Source organism: uncultured Phycicoccus sp. (genome assembly GCF_947495705.1).
GTDB lineage: Bacteria > Actinomycetota > Actinomycetes > Actinomycetales > Dermatophilaceae > Phycicoccus.
On sequence record NZ_CANLZR010000003.1, the window covers coordinates 191,749 to 208,706 of the forward strand.

Below are 16,958 nucleotides of genomic sequence, written 5' to 3' on the forward strand. Positions count from 1 at the left end.
GCGACGTGGTCGTGGGGCGGGCGCTCATCGGTGAAGGAGTCGTCGATGGCGGAGGCATCCCGTACCGCGAGGGCCGCTGCCCAGCGTCGTGGTGGCCGGCGACGCATCATCGCCGCCGTCGTCGCGGGAGTCCTCGTCGTGGCGTCCGCGGCCGGTGTGGTCTGGTGGTGGCTCGAGGGCAACATCACCCGGGTCGACGTCAGCGGGGACCTGTCCGACGAGCGGCCCTCGGAGCCCGAGGGGCCGCTGAACATCCTGCTCATCGGGTCCGACACCCGCGAGGGTCAGGGCACCTCGGACGAAGGGTCCGTCACCGGGGCCCGCTCCGACACGACGCTCATCGCGCACCTGTCCGGCGACCGCCGGCACGTGACGGTCGTGTCGATCCCACGCGACTCGATGGTCCCCGTCCCGCCGGACTGCGACGCCACCGTGCCGACGGACCAGTGGCCGGTGCAGCAGTTCAACACCGCCTACAGCCTCGGTGGGCCCGCGTGCCTCATCAACACGATCGAGGCCGACACCGGGATCTTCGTCAACCACTTCGCCGTCGTCGACTTCACCGGCTTCAAGGGCATGGTCGACGCGCTGGGCGGGGTGCCGGTCTGCACGAACGTCGCGATCGACGACCCCAAGGCCCACCTGACGCTCCCGGCAGGGCGCCACGTGCTCGACGGCGAGCAGGCGCTGGGCTACGTCCGCGTCCGCTACACCGAGGGCGACGGCTCCGACCTCGGGAGGATCGAGCGCCAGCAGGCGTTCCTGTCCTCGATCGTGCAGGAGGCGACCCGCACCTCGCTGCTCCTGCGGCCCGACCGCCTGCTCTCCTTCCTCGACGCGGCGACGAAGTCCCTGACGACCGACGAGGACCTCGGCATCGGGGAGATGCGCGACATCGCGTCGTCGGTCAAGGACACCGGCATCGAGAACATCGCCTTCGTCACGGTCCCCACCGAGACGTACCCGCAGGACCCGAACCGGGTGCAGTGGACCGCGGCGGCCGACACCCTGTGGCAGGCGCTGGCCGCGGACGAGCCGCTGACCGAGCCCACCGCGAGCGGCAGCCCGACCCCGTCGGCCACCGCGTCCCCGCTCACGGTGAGCCCCGCCGACATCTCCGTCGTCGTCGTCAACGCGACGGGCACCGACGGGCTGGCCGCTCAGGTCGCCGAGGCGCTCCAGGTGCAGGGCTTCACCCCCGTGACGACGGAGTCGAGCGCGGACCGGAGCTCCGGCGTCGTCGTCACGCACGGCCCCGGCCAGGAGGAGGCAGCGCGCACCGTGGCCGCGGCGTTCCCCCGCTCGACGACGAAGGAGGACGCCGCCCTGGGCGAGGCGGTCCGCGTCACCGTCGGCGCGGGCGCCGCGGCCGTCGTCGAGGTCCCCAACCGGCTCGGATCGGACCCCATCCCGTCCCCGACGGTCACCGCTCCCGCCCCGACCTCGACGATCGAGGCACGGACCGCGGACGAGGACATCTGCTCCTGACGGGGGATCGGACCGGCCTCGATGCCATCCCGTGGGCTGTCGATGCTTTCCCGCGCCGCAGCCCCTGACCCCTTGGCGCGGCGCCGGGTCCTTGGTTGTATGCGAGTGGGCTCTCCCGCCCCCCTCGAAAGGAAGTCTCGCTGTGACGCCACGGATCAGCGCCGATCTGCCGTCGGCTGACGTGTCCACCCCGGGCTACGACCGGACCGCCGCCACGGTGGGCATCGTCCACTTCGGGTTCGGCAACTTCCACCGCTCCCACGAGGCGATGTACCTCGACCGGCTCATGGAGTCCGGCCGAGGGCTCGACTGGGGGATCTGCGGGGTGGGGGTGCTGCCCCACGACGCGGTGATGCGGGACGCCATGCGCGCCCAGGACTGCGAGTACACCCTCGTCGTGCGGCATCCCGACGGGTCGCTCGAGCCGCGCATCGTCGGGTCCGTCCTGGAGTTCCTCTTCGGCCCGGAGGAGCCCGACGAGGTGTACGCCCGGCTCGTGGACCCCGCCGTCCGCATCGTCTCGCTCACCGTGACCGAGGGCGGCTACCTCAAGAACGCGGCGACCGGCAGGTTCGACCCCGCGGACGATTCCGTGGTCCACGACGTCGCGCACCTCGAGGCTCCCCGGACCGCGTTCGGGTTCGTCGTCGAGGGTCTGCGGCGTCGTCGGGCGGCCGACCTGGAGCCCTTCACCGTCCTGTCCTGCGACAACCTCCAGGGCAACGGCGACGTCTGCCGCCAGACCGTCGTCGGCTTCGCGCGCCTCGTCGACCCCGCCCTGGCGGACTGGATCGAGGCCGAGGTCGCGTTCCCGAACTGCATGGTCGACCGGATCACCCCGGCCACCACGGACGACGACCGCCGGCTGCTCGCCGAGCGGTTCGGCGTCGAGGACCGCTGGCCGGTGCCGGCGGAGCCGTTCACCCAGTGGATCGTCGAGGACGAGTTCCCCCTCGGCAGGCCGGACCTGGAAGCGGTGGACGTGCAGTTCGTCGACGACGTGAAGCCGTACGAGCTGATGAAGCTGCGGTTGCTCAACGCCAGCCACCAGGCGATCGCGTACCTCGGCGCCCCCCTGGGGTACCTGCACGTCGACGAGACGATGCGCGACGAGCGGATCCGCGCCTTCCTCGAGCGCTACATGGCCGACGAGGCGGTCCCGACCCTCGGAGAGCTGCCCGGGATCGACCTCCAGGGCTACATCGCGACGCTGCTCGAGCGGTTCGCCAACCCGAAGATCCGCGACACGCTGGTCCGGCTCGCCACCGACGGCGCCAACCGGATGGCGACGTTCACGCTGCCGCCGCTTCGCGAGAACCTCGAGGCCGGCCGGCCGATCGCGCTCGGCGCGCTCATGGTCGCCGCGTGGGCGGAGTACTGGGCGCTCATCGGCCGGGGCGGTCTGGGCCCGGGCGAGGTCCCGCCGGACGTGCACGCCGAGGCGCTGGCGGCCGCGGCGACGGCGGAGGACCCGGCGGCGTTCATCGGGCTCGAGGGGATCTTCGGTGACCTCGGCGGCGACCCGCGCTTCCGGGCCGAGTTCCTGCGGGCCCGCAGCGCCATCGCCGAGGACGGCATCCACAGCGCCCTCGACCGGGCGCTCGGGCTGGTCGCACCCTGACCGTTCGGCGCGGGCCGAGCGGGGGCTACTCGAGGTCGGCGCGCCGGCCCAGGCTGAACACCTCGGGTGGCGGCTTCTGCGACGACTCCAGCTTGCGGTAGGCCGTCGGTGTCGTCCCCACCTCGGTGAGGAACTGCCGGTTGAAGTTCGCCATGTTGCGGTAGCCGCTCTGGGCGGCGACCTGGGCGATCGAGTCCTCCGTGGTGTCGAGCAGCCGCCGGGAGTGCGCGATGCGCAGCTTCTTCACCATCGCGCTGAAGGTCGTCCCGGTCGCGCTCTTGAAATACTTCGAGAAGGTCGGCTCCGACATGTACGCCATCTGGGCCGCGGTGGCGAGCCGGATGTCGCCGGTGAGGTTCTCGAAGATGTAGGACAGCCCCGCCTCCACAGCCCCGAGCGAGTTGGCGTCCGTGGGGCGTCCCAGCCACTCGCTGGCGACGACCTCGTGCTCGTCCTCGGGAGAACGGGCGAAGAGGGCCAAGAGAGCGAACAGGTGCGACATCTGCTCGGCGCCCCGGCTGCGGACGACGTCGAGGATGGTCTCGGCGGCCCGCCACGCCGTGGCGCCGGAGAACACGAGCCCCCGGGTCGAGGCGGCGAGGACCCCGTCGATCTCCTGGAGCTCCGGGATGAGGTCCATGCACTGGCGGATCCACTCGTCGCTGAACTGGACGACCGCGTCCCGGTCGACGGCGACCTTGCCTTCGGGGAGGTCGCTGACCCAGTCGTGGGGCAGGTTCGGGCCCATGAAGCTCACGTGGCCGGGCGAGAACGTGCCGACGTAGTCGCCGGCGATGAAGCTGCCGTGCGTCTTGGTGATGAGGTGGATCTCGTACTCCGGGTGCGCGCCCCAGCCGCAGATCTCGCTCGGGAAGTCGTGGGTCAGGGCGCGGATCGCGTGCTGCGGGTCCGGCGGGATCACCTCGCGCCGGGGAGCCGGGGGGTAGGGGCTGCGGACCAGGGTCTCGTCGTGGGACGCGCCCTCGACGACCAGGGACGGGAAGTCGACGAGGCGAGCCCGCGGAGTCCCCGTGGATCGATATGAAATCGTCACCACCTCCGGGTTGCGGTCTTGACCCAGGCGGTACCAACCGCCCGTCCAAGTGGGGATTCCTCGACCGGGCCGATGGGCGGCCTGGCCGCGTGAGAAAGATAGTACCGAAACCACGGTGTACATGGACCTTGTCGGGATGTCGGCCCCCTCCCTACTTTCGAGGTGTACCTGGTCCGCAGCGCTCAGGGACCCTCGGAGCTCCGGCTCCGCGAACTCACCCCGCACCCGTCCTCGGGAGCGGTGTACCTACCGAAGGAGTCAGGAATGCTCTCGAAGAAGCGAGCACTCACGTTCAGTGCGGGGGCGATGGCGTCGGCCATGGCGCTCGCGGCCTGTTCGTCCGGTGCGGTCTCGTCGGACGACGGGGCCGGCGGCGGTGACGTGACCCTCAATGTGGCGACCGTCAACAACGGCCAGATGAAGGACATGGAACAGCTGAAGTCGGAGTACGAGGCCGCCAACCCCGGCACCACCGTCAACTTCCAGGTGATGGAGGAGGCCGACCTTCGCGCGGCCGTCACCGCGGACGTCGCGAGCGGCGCCGGCCAGTACGACATCGTCACCATCGGCGCCTACGAGACCCCGCAGTGGGGCGCCAACGGCTGGCTCGTCGACCTCACTCCCGAGCTCGAGGCCGACGCGAGCTACGACGTGGACGACCTGCTGCCTCCGGTCCGCGACGTCAACACCCACGAGGGCAAGCTCTTCGCCGTCCCGTTCTACGGCGAGTCGTCGTTCCTCATGTACAACAAGGAGGTCCTGGACAAGGCCGGTGTGAGCTTCTCGGGTACGCCGACGTGGCCGGAGGTCGCTGAAGCGGCCAAGAAGGTCGACACCTCGGACATGGCCGGCATCTGCATGCGCGGCAAGCCCGGCTGGGGCGACCTGTTCGGCCCGCTGACGACGGTGATCCAGACCTTCGGTGGCGGTTGGTACGACATGGACTGGAACGCGACGGTCGACACCCCGGAGTGGAAGGAGGCCGTGTCCTTCTACAAGACCATGCTCGACGAGTCGGGCCAGGCCGACCCGGTGTCGTACAGCTTCAACGAGTGCCTCACCGCCGTGAAGGAGGGCAAGGCCGCGATGTGGGCGGACGCCACCGTGGCGGCCTCGATGCTCGAAGCGGATGACTCCCCGGTCAAGGGCAAGATGGGCTACGTCCCGATGCCGGTCGTCGAGACCGACCAGTCCGGCTGGCTGTGGAGCTGGAACCTCGCGATCCCGTCGTCCACGAAGAACAAGGACGCCGCCGTCGACTTCGTGAAGTGGGCGACCTCGAAGGACTACATCAACCTCGTCGGCGAGAAGATCGGCTGGTCGAACGTTCCCCCGGGCTCGCGCACCTCGACGTACGAGATCCCCGAGTACAAGGAGGCCGCTTCGGCCTACGCGCCCCTGACCCTCGAGGTCATGAGCTCGGTGAACCCGAAGCAGCCGGGCGTCAACCCGCAGCCGTGGGTCGGCATCCAGTACGTCTCGATCCCCGAGTTCCAGGACGTCGGCAACCAGTGCGCGCAGCAGATCGCGGACTACATCGCGAACCGGACGTCGGTCGACGACGCCCTCGCCCAGTGCCAGTCCGTCGCGCAGAAGGCCGGCGACGCCCACAAGGGCTGACCGTCTCGTGACCGTCTGATCAGCGGTGCCGGGGCCGACCCCACACGGTCGGCCCCGGCACCCACCCCGTCGAAACCCACGTCGCACAAGGGAGTGCTCGGATGTCCATGACAGACGTCGACACGGTGGAGGCCAAGACCGCCACCGATCCACGGCGGGTGAAGAAGGGCGAGTTCCGTTCCGCCCGCGGGCTCGCCGCCCCGGCCATCATCTTCCTCATCCTCCTCACGCAGGTCCCGTTCCTCGTCACCATCGGTTTCTCGACGATGAACTGGAACCTGCTCTACCCGCAGGACCGCGGCTTCACGGGCTTCGACAACTACGTCACCGCCCTGTCCTCGGGGGCGCTCTGGCCCTCGATCCTGGCCACCGTCCTCATCACCGCCCTGTCGGTGACGCTGTCGCTGCTCTTCGGGCTGCTGTTCGCGCTCCTGCTCGACCGCAAGTTCCCCGGGCAGGCCATCGCCCGGACGCTGATGATCACCCCGTTCCTCATCATGCCGGCCGCGGCCGCCCTGATCTGGAAGTACTCGATGTTCGACACGAACATCGGCATCCTCAACTGGCTCTCCCGGATCACCGGCCTCCCGGTCGTGTCGTGGTCCACCGAGCACCCGCTCGCGTCCGTCGTCATCGTCCTGACCTGGCAGTTCACGCCGTTCATGATGCTGATCCTGCTCGCCGGCCTGCAGGGTCAGGACAAGGCGATCATGGAGGCCGCTCAGGTCGACGGTGCCGGCACCTGGCGGACCTTCACCTGGATCACGCTGCCGCACCTGCGGATGTACGTCGAGATCGGCGTGCTGCTCGGCTCGGTCATCATCATCCAGGTCTTCGACCCCATCGCCATCCTCACCAAGGGCACCGGCGGGACCAAGACCCTCGCCTACCTGCTCTACGAACGCGCGTTCATCGGCCTCGACGTCGGGGAGGCCGCCGCCTACGGCGTCGTCACGGTCGTCCTCACGATCATCGTGGCCACCATTGCGCTCCGCACGCTCTTCAAGGTCTTCATGGCAGGAGGGTCACGATGAACACCAAGGCCAAGGGCACACTCACCACGGTCGGCACCTGGGTACTGGTCCTGATCTTCTTCTTCCCCGTCTTCTGGATGTTCCTCAACGGGTTCAAGCCGGAGTCCGTGGCGTCATCGACCACACCGAGCCTCTTCTTCAGCCCGTCCACCGAGGGCTTCCAGGCCGCGTTCGACCGGGGGATGCAGGGCTACCTCATCAACTCGCTCACCGCGTCGGTCACCGCGACCATCATCGCCGTGCTCCTCGCGATCCCCGCGGCGTACGCCCTCAGCATCCGCCGAGTCAAGAACGTCGAGGGCTCCCTGACGTTCTTCATCTCCACCCGGTTCATGCCGCTCGCCGCGGTCGTGCTCCCCCTGTTCATGATCTTCAAGGAGCTCGGGCTGCTCGACAACATCTACGCGCTCGCCGTCGTCTACGCCGCGGTGAACCTGCCGGTGACGGTGTGGATGATGCGCTCGTTCTTCCTCGAGGTGCCGTTCGAGATCATCGAGGCCGCCCGCGTCGACGGTGCCGGTCTGTACCGCGAGATCGTCCGGATCGTCCTGCCCCTGGTGCTGCCCGGGGTCGCTGCGGCCGCGCTCATCGCGTTCATCTTCAGCTGGAACGAGTACTTCCTCTCGACGCTGCTCACGAGCTCGTCGGCACGCACGACGCCGCCGTTCCTCGGGAGCTTCGTCGACGGGCGCGGTCAGTTCCTCGCCGTCCTGTCCGCGGCCGCGACCGTCGCCGCCCTGCCGGTCATCATCGCCGGCTGGGTCGCGCAGAAGCAGCTCGTGCGCGGTCTGTCGATGGGAGCCATCAAGTGACCGACGGCGCTCCCGTCGTCCGGCCCGTCCCCCACCCCCGAGGAGTCCCCGATGCCCGCACCCATCCGTAGCCTCGACGGCACCGTCGTCGTCGTCACCGGTGCGGGTGGCGGGATCGGCGGCGAGACCGTCCGCCAGGCCGTCGAGGCCGGGGCGCGGGTGGTGGCGGGCGACGTGCGGCTCGAGGCGCTGGCCCCGCTCGTCGACGAGCTCGGCGCCGACCGGGTGGTCCCGGTCGGCGGCGACGTCCGCGACGAGGCCACCGCGCAGGCGCTCGTCGACGCCGGCGTCGAGGCGTTCGGCCGGGTGGACTCGGTCGTCGCCAACGCGGCGGTCGGGTTCTACGGCGGGCTCCTCGACATGAGCCCGGAGCAGATCTCGCTCATGGTCGACGTCAACGTCAAGGGCACCGTGTGGCTCGCGCGGGCGGCGGTGCAGCGGTTCCGGGCCCAGGGTGACGGTGGCGACATCGTCATCCTCGGCTCGGTGGCCGGACTGCTCATCGGCGGCGGCAAGGAGGCCGTGTACGCGGCCACCAAGGGCGCCCAGATCAACCTCGGCTACGCGCTCGACCGCGAGCTGCGCAGTGAGGGGATCCGGACCACCGTCATCGCCCCGGCGGGGGTCAACACGGCCTTCGCGGCGGCCGACGGCCGGTTCGGGGGCGGCGACCCGGCGTCGGGCCACTTCATGGAGCCGGGTGACATCGCGGGCGCGGTGCTGCACACGCTGCAGCAGCCGCGGCGGATGCGCACTGAGCTGTGGACGATGTGGAGCCTCGCCGAGAACCACTGACGGCCGGAAGCCCCGCATGGTCGGTGGAGGGACCCGCGGGTCGCCCCGGTTCGTTCCTCACCGGCGCGACCCGCTCCCGGCATCCACCCGCGTCCGCACGTGGGAAACCCCGGTCGCACGCGGAACGATGGTCGGCGGAGGGACCCGCGGGTCGCCCCGGTTCGTTCCTCACCGGCGCGACCCGCTCCCGGCATCCACCCGCGTCCGCGCATGGAAAACCCCCGGTCGCAAGCTCCCGGGGGTTTCCATGTGCGGAGGCGGAGGGATTTGAACCCTCGATGGGCTTGAGACCCAAACCGCATTAGCAGTGCGGCGCCATAGACCGGACTAGGCGACGCCTCCAACGCCTGCACAGGGTAGCCGCCGCTGCCGTTGCCGAGCAAAGCGGTGGGGGCTCGGGTGGCACGAGGCCGCCGAGCCGCGCCCCGGCCGTACCGTCATCCCCGGCGTTCGGTCCCGACGCGGTGGGCCGACCCGAAGACCCACCAGCGCATCGCCGCGTACTTGACTGCGGTAGCGCCGAGGGTCGTCACCGCGACGACCCCGGTCTCGAGCCACGTTGGGGCGCCCGGTACCACGGCGCCGAGAAGCCCAAGCCCTCCCGAGGTCATCCCGAGGGTCAGCGCGAAGACGACGAGCCCCTGCACCTGGTGCCGGGCGGCTCCGTCGCGTCCGCGGATCCCGAACGTCCAGCGCCGGTTGGCCCAGGTGTTGGCCACCGCCGCCACGAGCAGCGCGACCGCGTTCGCGGCCTGGGGGGTACCCACCTGCCGGAGGAGGACGAACCCGCCGAGGTGGAGCACGGTGCTCGCCGCGCCCACCGCCGCGAACGTCACGAGCTGGGCAGCGACCCCGAGCCGGCCGGTGCGGGCCGCGCCGCCCACGCGTCCGGCGGTCGACGTCGATGGGGGCGCCATGGTGCTGGTCATGACGCCGAGCCGAGCGGCTGGGTGAGGTCGTAGAACGTGTCGCCGCCGATCGTCACCTCGGTGAAGTGCTGCGACACCCAGGCCGCGATCTCCGTTGCAGCCTCGGACCCGCCCTGCTGGCCGCCGAAACCGCCACCGGCGAGGAAGTAGTGGATCCGGCCGGCGTCCACGTACTCCTGGAACTGCTCCAACGTTGGGGCGGGGTCTGACCCGTTGAACCCGCCGATCGCCATGACGGGCAGCTCGGTGCCGAGCTGGAGGCCGGCCGCGCTCTGTGAGCCGACCGCTGCGGCGACCCAGTCGTAGCTGTCGGCATCGGCCGACAGGGCCTCGACGACCGCCGCGTCGGGGACCGAGGCGTCGAGGAGGCCGCCCGCACCTCCGCCGGGGGCCTGACGGGTCGTGCCGCCGGGAGCCTGACCGGTCGTGCCGCCCGGGACGCCACCGGCCGGGGCGCCGCCCCGACCGCCCCCGGCACCGCTGCTGGTGGCGGGCCCGGCCGTGACGATGGACCCGCTGTGCGCGGTCGCGAGAGTGGTCGCCGCGTAGGCGGCCGGCCCCGCGAGAGCGCCGACCAGGGCGGCTCCGGCAACGGCGAGGGCGACCCTGCGGGAAAGACGGCCGACGACGAGGAACAGCACCGCTGCCGCGAGGCCGACCATGAGCACCCCGACCCGCAGCCAGTCGCCGTACTCCGTCGTGCGGGAGAGGAGGGCGAACGCCCACCCCGACGTCACGAGGGTCGCGATCGCCAGGGCGAGGGCCCCCGAGTCGCTGCGCCGGCGCTCCCACGCCTCGGCGGCGCCCATCCCGACGAGGGCGGCGACGGGCGGCGCGAGGGCGACCGTGTAGTACTCGTGGAAGATGCCCTCCATGGACGAGAAGACCAGGGCCGTGACGAGCAGCCACAGCCCCATGGCGAGGTAGGCCGCGCGACGGCGGTCGGTACGGGGAGCGCGGCCGCGGAACGCCAGGCCCGCGAGGAGGAGCACGAGCGCCGCCGGGAGGAGCCACGAGATCTGGCCGCCCACGACGGAGCCGAACATCCGCAGCAGCCCTACGCCGTCGGAGAACGGGCTGCCGCCGCCACCGACGCGTCCCACCTCGGACCCGTCGAGCCGGCCGAGGCCGTTGTAGCCGAACGTCAGCTCGAGGAACGAGTTGGTCTGGCTGCCGCCGATGTACGGGCGCATCGACTCCGGCACCAGCTCGACGATCGCGACCCACCAGCCGGCGGAGGCGAGGAACGCCCCGGCCGAGGCGAGACCGCCGAGAAGCCGGCGACGCAGCGTCGTGTCGGCGCACAGCATCCAGACCAGCGCGACGGCCGGGACGACGAGGAGCACCTGGAGGCTCTTGGTGAGGAACCCGAAGCCGGCGAACACCCCGGCCAGGGCGATCCACCGGATGGACCCTGCCTCGACGGCCCGCAGCGTCGCCCAGACGGCCAGCGCCATGAGAAGGGCGAGCAGTGCGTCCGGGTTGTTGAACCGGAACATGAGGACGGCCACCGGGGTCAGCGCCATGACCGCCCCGGCCAGGAGGGCGCCGCCGTGGCCGAACCAGCGGCGCACAGAGGCGTGCACGACGGCGACCGTCCCGACGCCCATGAGCACCTGCGGCAGCAGCATCGCGAACGAGCTGAGGCCGAGGAGCCGCACCGACAGCGCCATGACCCACAGGGATGCGGGCGGTTTGTCGACGGTGATGGCGCTGCTCGCGTCGAAGCTGCCGAAGAAGTACGCCGTCCACGAGACGCTGCCCGCCTGCACGGCCGCCGAGTAGAAGCTGTTCGCCCACCCGCCGGCCGTCAGGTTGTAGAGATAGGCGACGCCGGTGACGACGAGCAGCGCGAGAAGCCCGGGGCGGGCCCACGCCGGGTCGGTCTCGGGACCGCGCAGGGCGGTCCGGACCCGCGCGCGAGCGCGGGCTGACCCGGAGTCGCGGGCGGGGGGCGGCGTGGAGGCCGCCGGGGTCGGGTCGGCCTCGTCGCGCGGGGTCGTCGGCAGGGTCGCGGTGTCCATGACATCCACGGTTCCGGCGGCGTCTGTGCGGCTGCTGTGGCACGCCTGTCGCCACCGCCAGAGATCGGCGCCGGCGCGCGCGCGAACCGGCAGAGCGCCCGCGGGCCGCCTGAGCGAGGATGGGGTCCATGGACGTGACGATCCGCCCGGCCCGCGCCGAGGAGCACGACGCCGTCGGGGCGTTGACCCTCGCGGCCTACGCGGCTGACGGCACGATCACGGCCGAGCACCCCTATGCGGCACGGCTGCTCGACGCCGATGCCCGGGCCCGTGACGCCGTCCTGCTGGTGGCCACCGACGCCCTCGGGGCGGTGGTCGGGACGGTCACGTACGTCCCCCCCGGTACCCCGTTCGCGGAGGTCGGCGGGCCCGGCGAGGCCGAGGTGCGGATGCTCGCCGTCGCGCCGGACGCCCGCGGTGCCGGGGTCGGCCGGCTGCTCAGTGACGAGTGCGTCCGGCGGGCACGGGCGGCGGGCTGCGACGCCGTCGCCCTGTCGAGCGGGTCGTGGATGACCGCCGCGCATCGCCTGTACGAGCGCCTGGGCTTCGTCCGCACTCCCGAGCGCGACTGGTCGCCCCGCGCCGGCATCGACCTCGTCGCGTACCGCCTCCGCCTCTGACCCCCGAGCCCCGACATTGCGGGGTCACCCCGGAATGTCAGGGTCGCAGGGGTTGCGAGGTCGTGCGGCGCTGACGAAGTCCTGCGACGAGGGCCGCCGCGGGCTCAGGTGGCGGGCAGCAGGACCGAGAAGGTCGTGTCGCCCGGGTCGGACCGGACCTCGACCCGCCCCCCGTGCGCCTGGCCCACCGCCGCCACGATCGACAGCCCGAGGCCCGTCGAGCCCTGGGCGCGGCTGCGCGAGTCGTCGCCGCGGGTGAACCGCTCGAAGACCTTGCCCTGCAGGTCCTTCGGGATGCCCGGGCCGTTGTCCGACACCGAGATCCGCACCATCGAGCCCTCGGGCCGCAGCGACGTCACGACGCGGGTGCCCGACGGGGTGTGGGTTCGGGCGTTGGCGAGGAGGTTGGCGAGGATCTGGTGCAGGCGGGCGCCGTCGCCGGTGACCTCGACCGGCTCGTCGGGCAGGTCGAGCTCCCACGCGTGGTCGGGCGCGGCGGCGTGGGCGTCGCTCACGGCGTTCATCGCGAGCAGCGAGAGGTCGACCGGCTCGCGCTCCAGGGGCCGGCCGGAGTCGAGGCGTGCGAGCAGCAGCAGGTCCTCGACGAGCTCCTGCATCCGCAGGGCCTCGGACTCGACGCGGCCGATGGCGTGCGTCACCGTCGGCGGCACCGGGTCGTCCTCACGACGGGTCAGCTCGGCGTAGCCACGGATCGAGGCCAGTGGGGTCCGCAGCTCGTGCGAGGCGTCGGCGACGAACTGCCGCACCCGCATCTCGCTGTCCTGGCGGGCCTGCAGCGCCTGCTCCACGTCGTCCAGCATGGTGTTGATGGCCAGGCCGACCTGCCCGACCTCGGTGCGCCCGTCGGCGTCCCTCTCGGGCACCCGGACCCCCAGGGAGACGGCGCCCGAGTCCAGCTGGAGCGTCGACACCTGGCGGGCCGTGGCGGCCACCCGGTCCAGGGGCGCGAGGCTCCGCCGGATGACGACCGCACCTCCCGCGCCCACGAGGACGAGACCGACGACCGTCCCGCCGACGACGAGCGCCAGCAGCTTCGCGAGCAGCTCGTCGGCGGGAGCGGTCGAGACGCCGACGACGAGGGTGCCGCCGTCGCGCGTCGAGCGGGCCGTGACGAGGTACTCGCCGACGGACTCGCCGAGAGCCACCCGGACGGGCTGCCGGCCGTCCAGGGAGGCGGTGACCCGCTCCACCGCGTCGGCGTCCAACGAGCCGTAGTCCCCGTTGCGCAGGACGACGCTGTTGAGCTCGGCGTCGGTGCGCGGGTCGGTGGTGACCGCACCGTCGGGGGTGAGACCGAGGACGAGGATCTTGTCCCCGCCCGGCGCTCCGCCCCGGCCGCTCAAGGGGGGAGCCCGGCCGTCGCCGTCGGCGTCGAGGTCGGGCAGACCTTGCCGGTCCCCGGTGCGGTTGAGGGCGCCCTCCAGGTCCTGGGTCAGCCGGGCCTCGAGGTACCGGCGGGTCTCGAGCACGGTGAGGGCGCTCGTCGCCAGCATGACGACGGTGAACAGGGCGAGGACCGACGCGAGCAGCTTGGCCCGCAGCGTCCAGTGCGACGGCCCGGGCGGGCCCGCCGGCAGGCGGGGGAGGGTGGGCATCGGTCAGTCGGCCGGCTTGAGCACGTAGCCGACGCCGCGCATCGTGTGGATCATCGGGGACCGGCCGACGTCGATCTTCTTGCGCAGGTAGGAGATGTACAGCTCGACGACGTTGGCCTGGCCGCCGAAGTCGTAGTTCCAGACGCGGTCGAGGATCTGGGCCTTGGACAGGACCCGCTTGGGGTTGCGCATGAGGTAGCGGAGCAGCTCGAACTCGGTGGCGGTGAGCTGGATCGCGGTCCCGCCGCGCGTCACCTCGTGGCTGTCCTCGTCCATCGTGAGGTCGCCGACGACGAGCATCGAGTCGCCCTCGTCGGTGGCGACGGCGGTGCGCCGCATCAGCGCGCGGAGCCGGGCGACGACCTCCTCGAGACTGAACGGCTTGGTCACGTAGTCGTCGCCGCCCGCCGTGAGACCCGCCACGCGGTCCTCGACGGCGTCCTTGGCGGTGAGGAAGAGCACGGGCACGTTGGGGTCGTCGCCGCGCATCCGGCGCAGCACCTCGAGGCCGTCGAAGTCCGGGAGCATCATGTCGAGCACGACCGCATCGGGCCCGAACTCCTTCGCGGTGCGGACGGCCTGGATGCCGCTCGCCGCGCTGCGGACCTCCCACCCCTCGTAGCGCAGCGCCATCGAGAGCAGCTCGGTGAGGTTGGGCTCGTCGTCGACGACGAGGACCCGGACCGGGCTGCCGTCGAGTCGGGCGAGGGCCGGGGCGGGGGCTGGGGCGGTCTGCTGGCGGCTCGGCATGCGTCGAGTCTGGGCGTCCCGGCTAGGACGATCCGGTGCGCCGGCTGTGCGCTTCCTGTGGGCCACCCGTTCAGGTTGCCAGGGCCGCCCTGGGTCCGCCACAGGCTCGCCACAGCCGCCGTCGCCACGCTGCTGTCGCCGAGTCCCCGCCGATCGAGAGAAGGACCCCCATGAGCGAGCGCCCCGACGAGCACAGCCCGCCCGCATCGCCCGACGCGACCCCGGCCGCGGACGACGTGGCGCCCGACCCCAGCCCGGCATCGGGCGGGTCCTCGCCCGGCCAGTGGTCCGGACGACGGACCGCGGTGGCGGTTGTCGCGGCCCTCGTCGTGGGAGTGGTCGGCGCGCTCGGCGCGAGCGCGGCCATCGCCCGGACCGACGGGGGCGGGGTGGGGGAGTTCGGCCGGGGCGGCCAGGGCCAGTTCCCCGGCGGGCCGGGTGGCTCGGACCGCCGCGACGGTGGTGGCGACCCCCGGGGCTTCGGCGGCGACCGTCCCGGCGGGCCCCGCGACGGCAGCGACGGTGGGGCACGTCCCGGCCAGGAGGCGCCGGGCTCCAGCGACCCTTCGGATGCCAACGTCCCGACCCCCACGGCGTCGCCCATCTGATCCGCTCGGCCCGATTTCTCGGGCGGGTGGGGCCTCCGGTAGTCTGCTCAGTCGTTGCGCTGACGCGCGACGGGCGCCCGTAGCTCAACGGATAGAGCATCTGACTACGGATCAGAAGGTTAGGGGTTCGAATCCCTTCGGGCGCGCTCTGTGTTGAGACAGACGACGGGCCCCCGGCCAGCGGAAACGCTGTCGGGGGCTTACTCGTGCCCGGCAGCCTGCTGGTTCGCTCCGGGTGCGTGGGCCCCGAAACGGGCCCCCGGGACGCACCGCGTGGGCTGCCAAAAACCCCGTGCATGCCTGGGCAGGCTCAGCGGGTGCCAGTAGGTGCAGACAGCGTTTGTGCTGGGCACGCACGGCCATGGCGCAATCGTCACGCGTCGAAGTCGGACAACCAGCCGACCACCCTGGCGCTGGTCTCGGTGCGTGGCGGCACGTTGGTCACTCCCGCGGCTGTGTGGGAGGTCGGCCGTTGCCCACCTGCGCTTGTCGTCCACGGCTCCAGTCCGGATCATGGAGGTGCTGCTTCGGGATGTCGATCGGGAGGAGCAATGCGCATCACTGTGACCGAGGATGACTACCTGTTCCTCATGCGACATGCCGCGCACCTCGAGGGACACTTGACACTGGAAGGGTCGGAACGCGTTCGGCAAGTCGCAAGTCGCTGGGGCGAATGGGTCGCGTCGGAGTGGCGTCACGAGACGGACCGCCGGATCCGGCTCTGGTGCACGAGTGCTGCGGTGCCGGAAGTACAGGAGACGCTCGACCTGCTGACTCTGGGAGTGTCGGAAACCTTGGAACGCTCGGGCGGCACGCCGTCTGGGCGCTTCGCTGTCCATCCTGAGCCGGAGGCCGATGCCAGCCATCCCCCGCCACTCGGGAGCCGCCGGCAGCGATGGATGGGCCGGCCTCTGCCCGACCACGCGACGGCTTGCCTAGATCCGGCGCTTGCGCTGACGGCGTACTCACCCAGTCAAGAGGCGTTCACTCGCCTGCGCTGCTGGCTGGACTCCTCTTCGACTGGGGACACGGAAGCACGCGGCGCACGCAAAGACGCGCCTCTGCTCGTCGGGAACGATCCGCTGATCGGCTACCTGGCGTCGGCACTTGTTGGTCAGCCGGTACCGGTGGCTCGCGGGGAGCTGGTCTGCCTGGTTCGTGCTGGTAAACGCTGGCGCCTCTTGTGGACCATCTCAGACGACGGGCCCGACGAGGAGGAAGCCGTGCGGGCCAAGATCAAATCGAAGATGAATACGGCCGCCGGACTCGGCACCGTGATCGTTGGGCTCACGACGTTCCTTCTGCAGAACGCGCTGCAGCAGCAGCCGACGCTCTTCCAATGGCTGGCATTCGCCGCGCTGGGCACGTCTGCCGGCCTCTATTTCGCAGCACTTTTCTTATACGACAGCCTGCAGATGCCGGTGCGCTTTTGGGGCGCGCGCTTCGAGACGCGAACGGCGGTACGCCACAGGGGCGGAATCCGGATCCCGTCGCGGCTGCGGCACGGGAAGGTGTTGGTTCGTCGCCCGCCGAGCTCATCGGCTCGTCTGCTGCAGTCCAGCATGCTCAGGGTGTGGACGTGGATCTTCACTCCTGCTTGCGTCCTGGGGGGCGTTGGCGTTGCCTTCTATGCGCTCGGTGCAACCCCGAGCGGGACCGGCGTCGCCGTCGAGGTGGAGTTGTCCCATGTCCTGGTGGCGATGTTCGTTCTCGCGGCCTCTGTCTCAGCGTGGGTTGCCTGGCATCGACCGAACCTTGGAGCGTCCGACTAGGTGCACTGCTCCGGGGGCGTCGGTGACGGGGCGACGTGTGCCTCGGCGCTCGTGCCGGAGCGATGAGTGATCAGCACAGCCCGCTGTCGGCCGTGATCAGGACGAGATAGCTGCGCGTGAGACGAACGCACATGACCGGGGCCGAGACTCTGCCGGGCCAGGGCCGAGGGGTTCACGGTGGCCGTTGGCACTGCTACTTTGCTGTGATCCTCGAG

At 71.3% G+C, this 16,958-nt stretch carries 13 protein-coding genes, 2 tRNA genes and 1 pseudogene; 10 read left to right on the plus strand and 6 right to left on the minus strand.

Annotated elements, in window-relative coordinates; translation table 11 throughout:
* Positions 1 to 45: 45 nt before the first annotated feature.
* Together Q0963_RS06090 and Q0963_RS06095 are read left to right on the plus strand one after the other, a co-directional pair.
* Positions 46 to 1,488 carry an LCP family protein gene (locus tag Q0963_RS06090; protein WP_299444170.1) on the plus strand — a complete coding sequence of 481 codons (1,443 nt, stop codon included), beginning with the start codon at positions 46 to 48 and terminating at the stop codon, positions 1,486 to 1,488.
* A gap of 142 nt (positions 1,489 to 1,630) precedes the next feature.
* Complete coding sequence (locus Q0963_RS06095; RefSeq protein WP_299444173.1) at positions 1,631 to 3,109, plus strand: mannitol dehydrogenase family protein; 1,479 nt, start codon at positions 1,631 to 1,633, stop codon at positions 3,107 to 3,109.
* 25 nt (positions 3,110 to 3,134) lie between these two features.
* Here Q0963_RS06095 and Q0963_RS06100 read toward each other — a convergent pair whose 3' ends face one another.
* The gene (locus Q0963_RS06100; protein ID WP_299444176.1) at positions 3,135 to 4,163 is read right to left on the minus strand and encodes an AraC family transcriptional regulator; all 1,029 of its coding nucleotides are present in this window, start codon (positions 4,161 to 4,163) and stop codon (positions 3,135 to 3,137) included.
* A 264-nt stretch (positions 4,164 to 4,427) separates the two neighbouring features.
* Here Q0963_RS06100 and Q0963_RS06105 point away from each other — a divergent pair, with 264 nt between their 5' ends.
* The 4 genes from Q0963_RS06105 (at position 4,428) to Q0963_RS06120 (ending at position 8,424) form a co-directional block, all read left to right on the plus strand.
* Positions 4,428 to 5,783 (plus strand): ABC transporter substrate-binding protein, encoded by a 1,356-nt coding sequence (locus Q0963_RS06105; protein WP_299444179.1) that lies wholly within the window; start codon positions 4,428 to 4,430, stop codon positions 5,781 to 5,783.
* Between the two features lie 107 nt (positions 5,784 to 5,890).
* Entirely contained in the window at positions 5,891 to 6,817 is a 927-nt protein-coding gene (locus Q0963_RS06110; protein WP_299444182.1) for a carbohydrate ABC transporter permease, read from the plus strand.
* Entirely contained in the window at positions 6,814 to 7,629 is an 816-nt protein-coding gene (locus tag Q0963_RS06115; protein WP_299444185.1) for a carbohydrate ABC transporter permease, read from the plus strand. Before Q0963_RS06110 ends, Q0963_RS06115 begins: the two co-directional genes overlap by 4 nt.
* 51 nt (positions 7,630 to 7,680) lie before the next feature.
* On the plus strand, positions 7,681 to 8,424 hold the full coding sequence (locus Q0963_RS06120; RefSeq protein ID WP_299444188.1) for an SDR family oxidoreductase: 744 nt from the start codon (positions 7,681 to 7,683) through the stop codon (positions 8,422 to 8,424).
* A 252-nt stretch (positions 8,425 to 8,676) separates the two neighbouring features.
* On the opposite strand, the gene Q0963_RS06125 is transcribed toward Q0963_RS06120, so the two are convergent.
* The 3 genes and pseudogenes from Q0963_RS06125 to Q0963_RS06135 all read right to left on the minus strand — a co-directional run.
* Positions 8,677 to 8,766, minus strand: a tRNA-Ser gene (locus tag Q0963_RS06125).
* 95 nt (positions 8,767 to 8,861) lie between these two features.
* Positions 8,862 to 9,353 (minus strand): GtrA family protein, encoded by a 492-nt coding sequence (locus Q0963_RS06130; protein ID WP_299444191.1) that lies wholly within the window; start codon positions 9,351 to 9,353, stop codon positions 8,862 to 8,864.
* Positions 9,353 to 11,377 (minus strand): annotated as a pseudogene (locus Q0963_RS06135) (ArnT family glycosyltransferase); the annotation flags it as partial. The gene Q0963_RS06130 and the pseudogene Q0963_RS06135, both read right to left, overlap by 1 nt.
* 128 nt (positions 11,378 to 11,505) lie before the next feature.
* Between Q0963_RS06135 and Q0963_RS06140 the strand changes: the two are divergent.
* Positions 11,506 to 11,997, plus strand: coding sequence for a GNAT family N-acetyltransferase (locus Q0963_RS06140; RefSeq protein ID WP_299444194.1), 492 nt, complete (start codon positions 11,506 to 11,508; stop codon positions 11,995 to 11,997).
* A 104-nt stretch (positions 11,998 to 12,101) separates the two neighbouring features.
* Here the strand turns inward: Q0963_RS06140 and Q0963_RS06145 are convergent, their stop codons facing one another.
* Together Q0963_RS06145 and Q0963_RS06150 are read right to left on the minus strand one after the other, a co-directional pair.
* Complete coding sequence (locus Q0963_RS06145; RefSeq protein WP_299444197.1) at positions 12,102 to 13,613, minus strand: cell wall metabolism sensor histidine kinase WalK; 1,512 nt, start codon at positions 13,611 to 13,613, stop codon at positions 12,102 to 12,104.
* Positions 13,614 to 13,616: 3 nt separating this feature from the next.
* Positions 13,617 to 14,363, minus strand: coding sequence for a response regulator transcription factor (locus Q0963_RS06150; protein WP_299444200.1), 747 nt, complete (start codon positions 14,361 to 14,363; stop codon positions 13,617 to 13,619).
* Between the two features lie 170 nt (positions 14,364 to 14,533).
* Between Q0963_RS06150 and Q0963_RS06155 the strand changes: the two genes are divergently transcribed.
* The 3 genes from Q0963_RS06155 (at position 14,534) to Q0963_RS06165 (ending at position 16,743) form a co-directional block, all read left to right on the plus strand.
* Complete coding sequence (locus tag Q0963_RS06155; RefSeq protein WP_299444203.1) at positions 14,534 to 14,971, plus strand: hypothetical protein; 438 nt, start codon at positions 14,534 to 14,536, stop codon at positions 14,969 to 14,971.
* A 73-nt stretch (positions 14,972 to 15,044) separates the two neighbouring features.
* Positions 15,045 to 15,117: transfer RNA gene (locus tag Q0963_RS06160), tRNA-Arg, on the plus strand.
* Positions 15,118 to 15,522: 405 nt separating this feature from the next.
* Positions 15,523 to 16,743: a hypothetical protein gene (locus tag Q0963_RS06165; RefSeq protein ID WP_299444206.1), complete on the plus strand. Its 1,221-nt coding sequence runs from the start codon at positions 15,523 to 15,525 to the stop codon at positions 16,741 to 16,743.
* Positions 16,744 to 16,958: the final 215 nt, after the last annotated feature.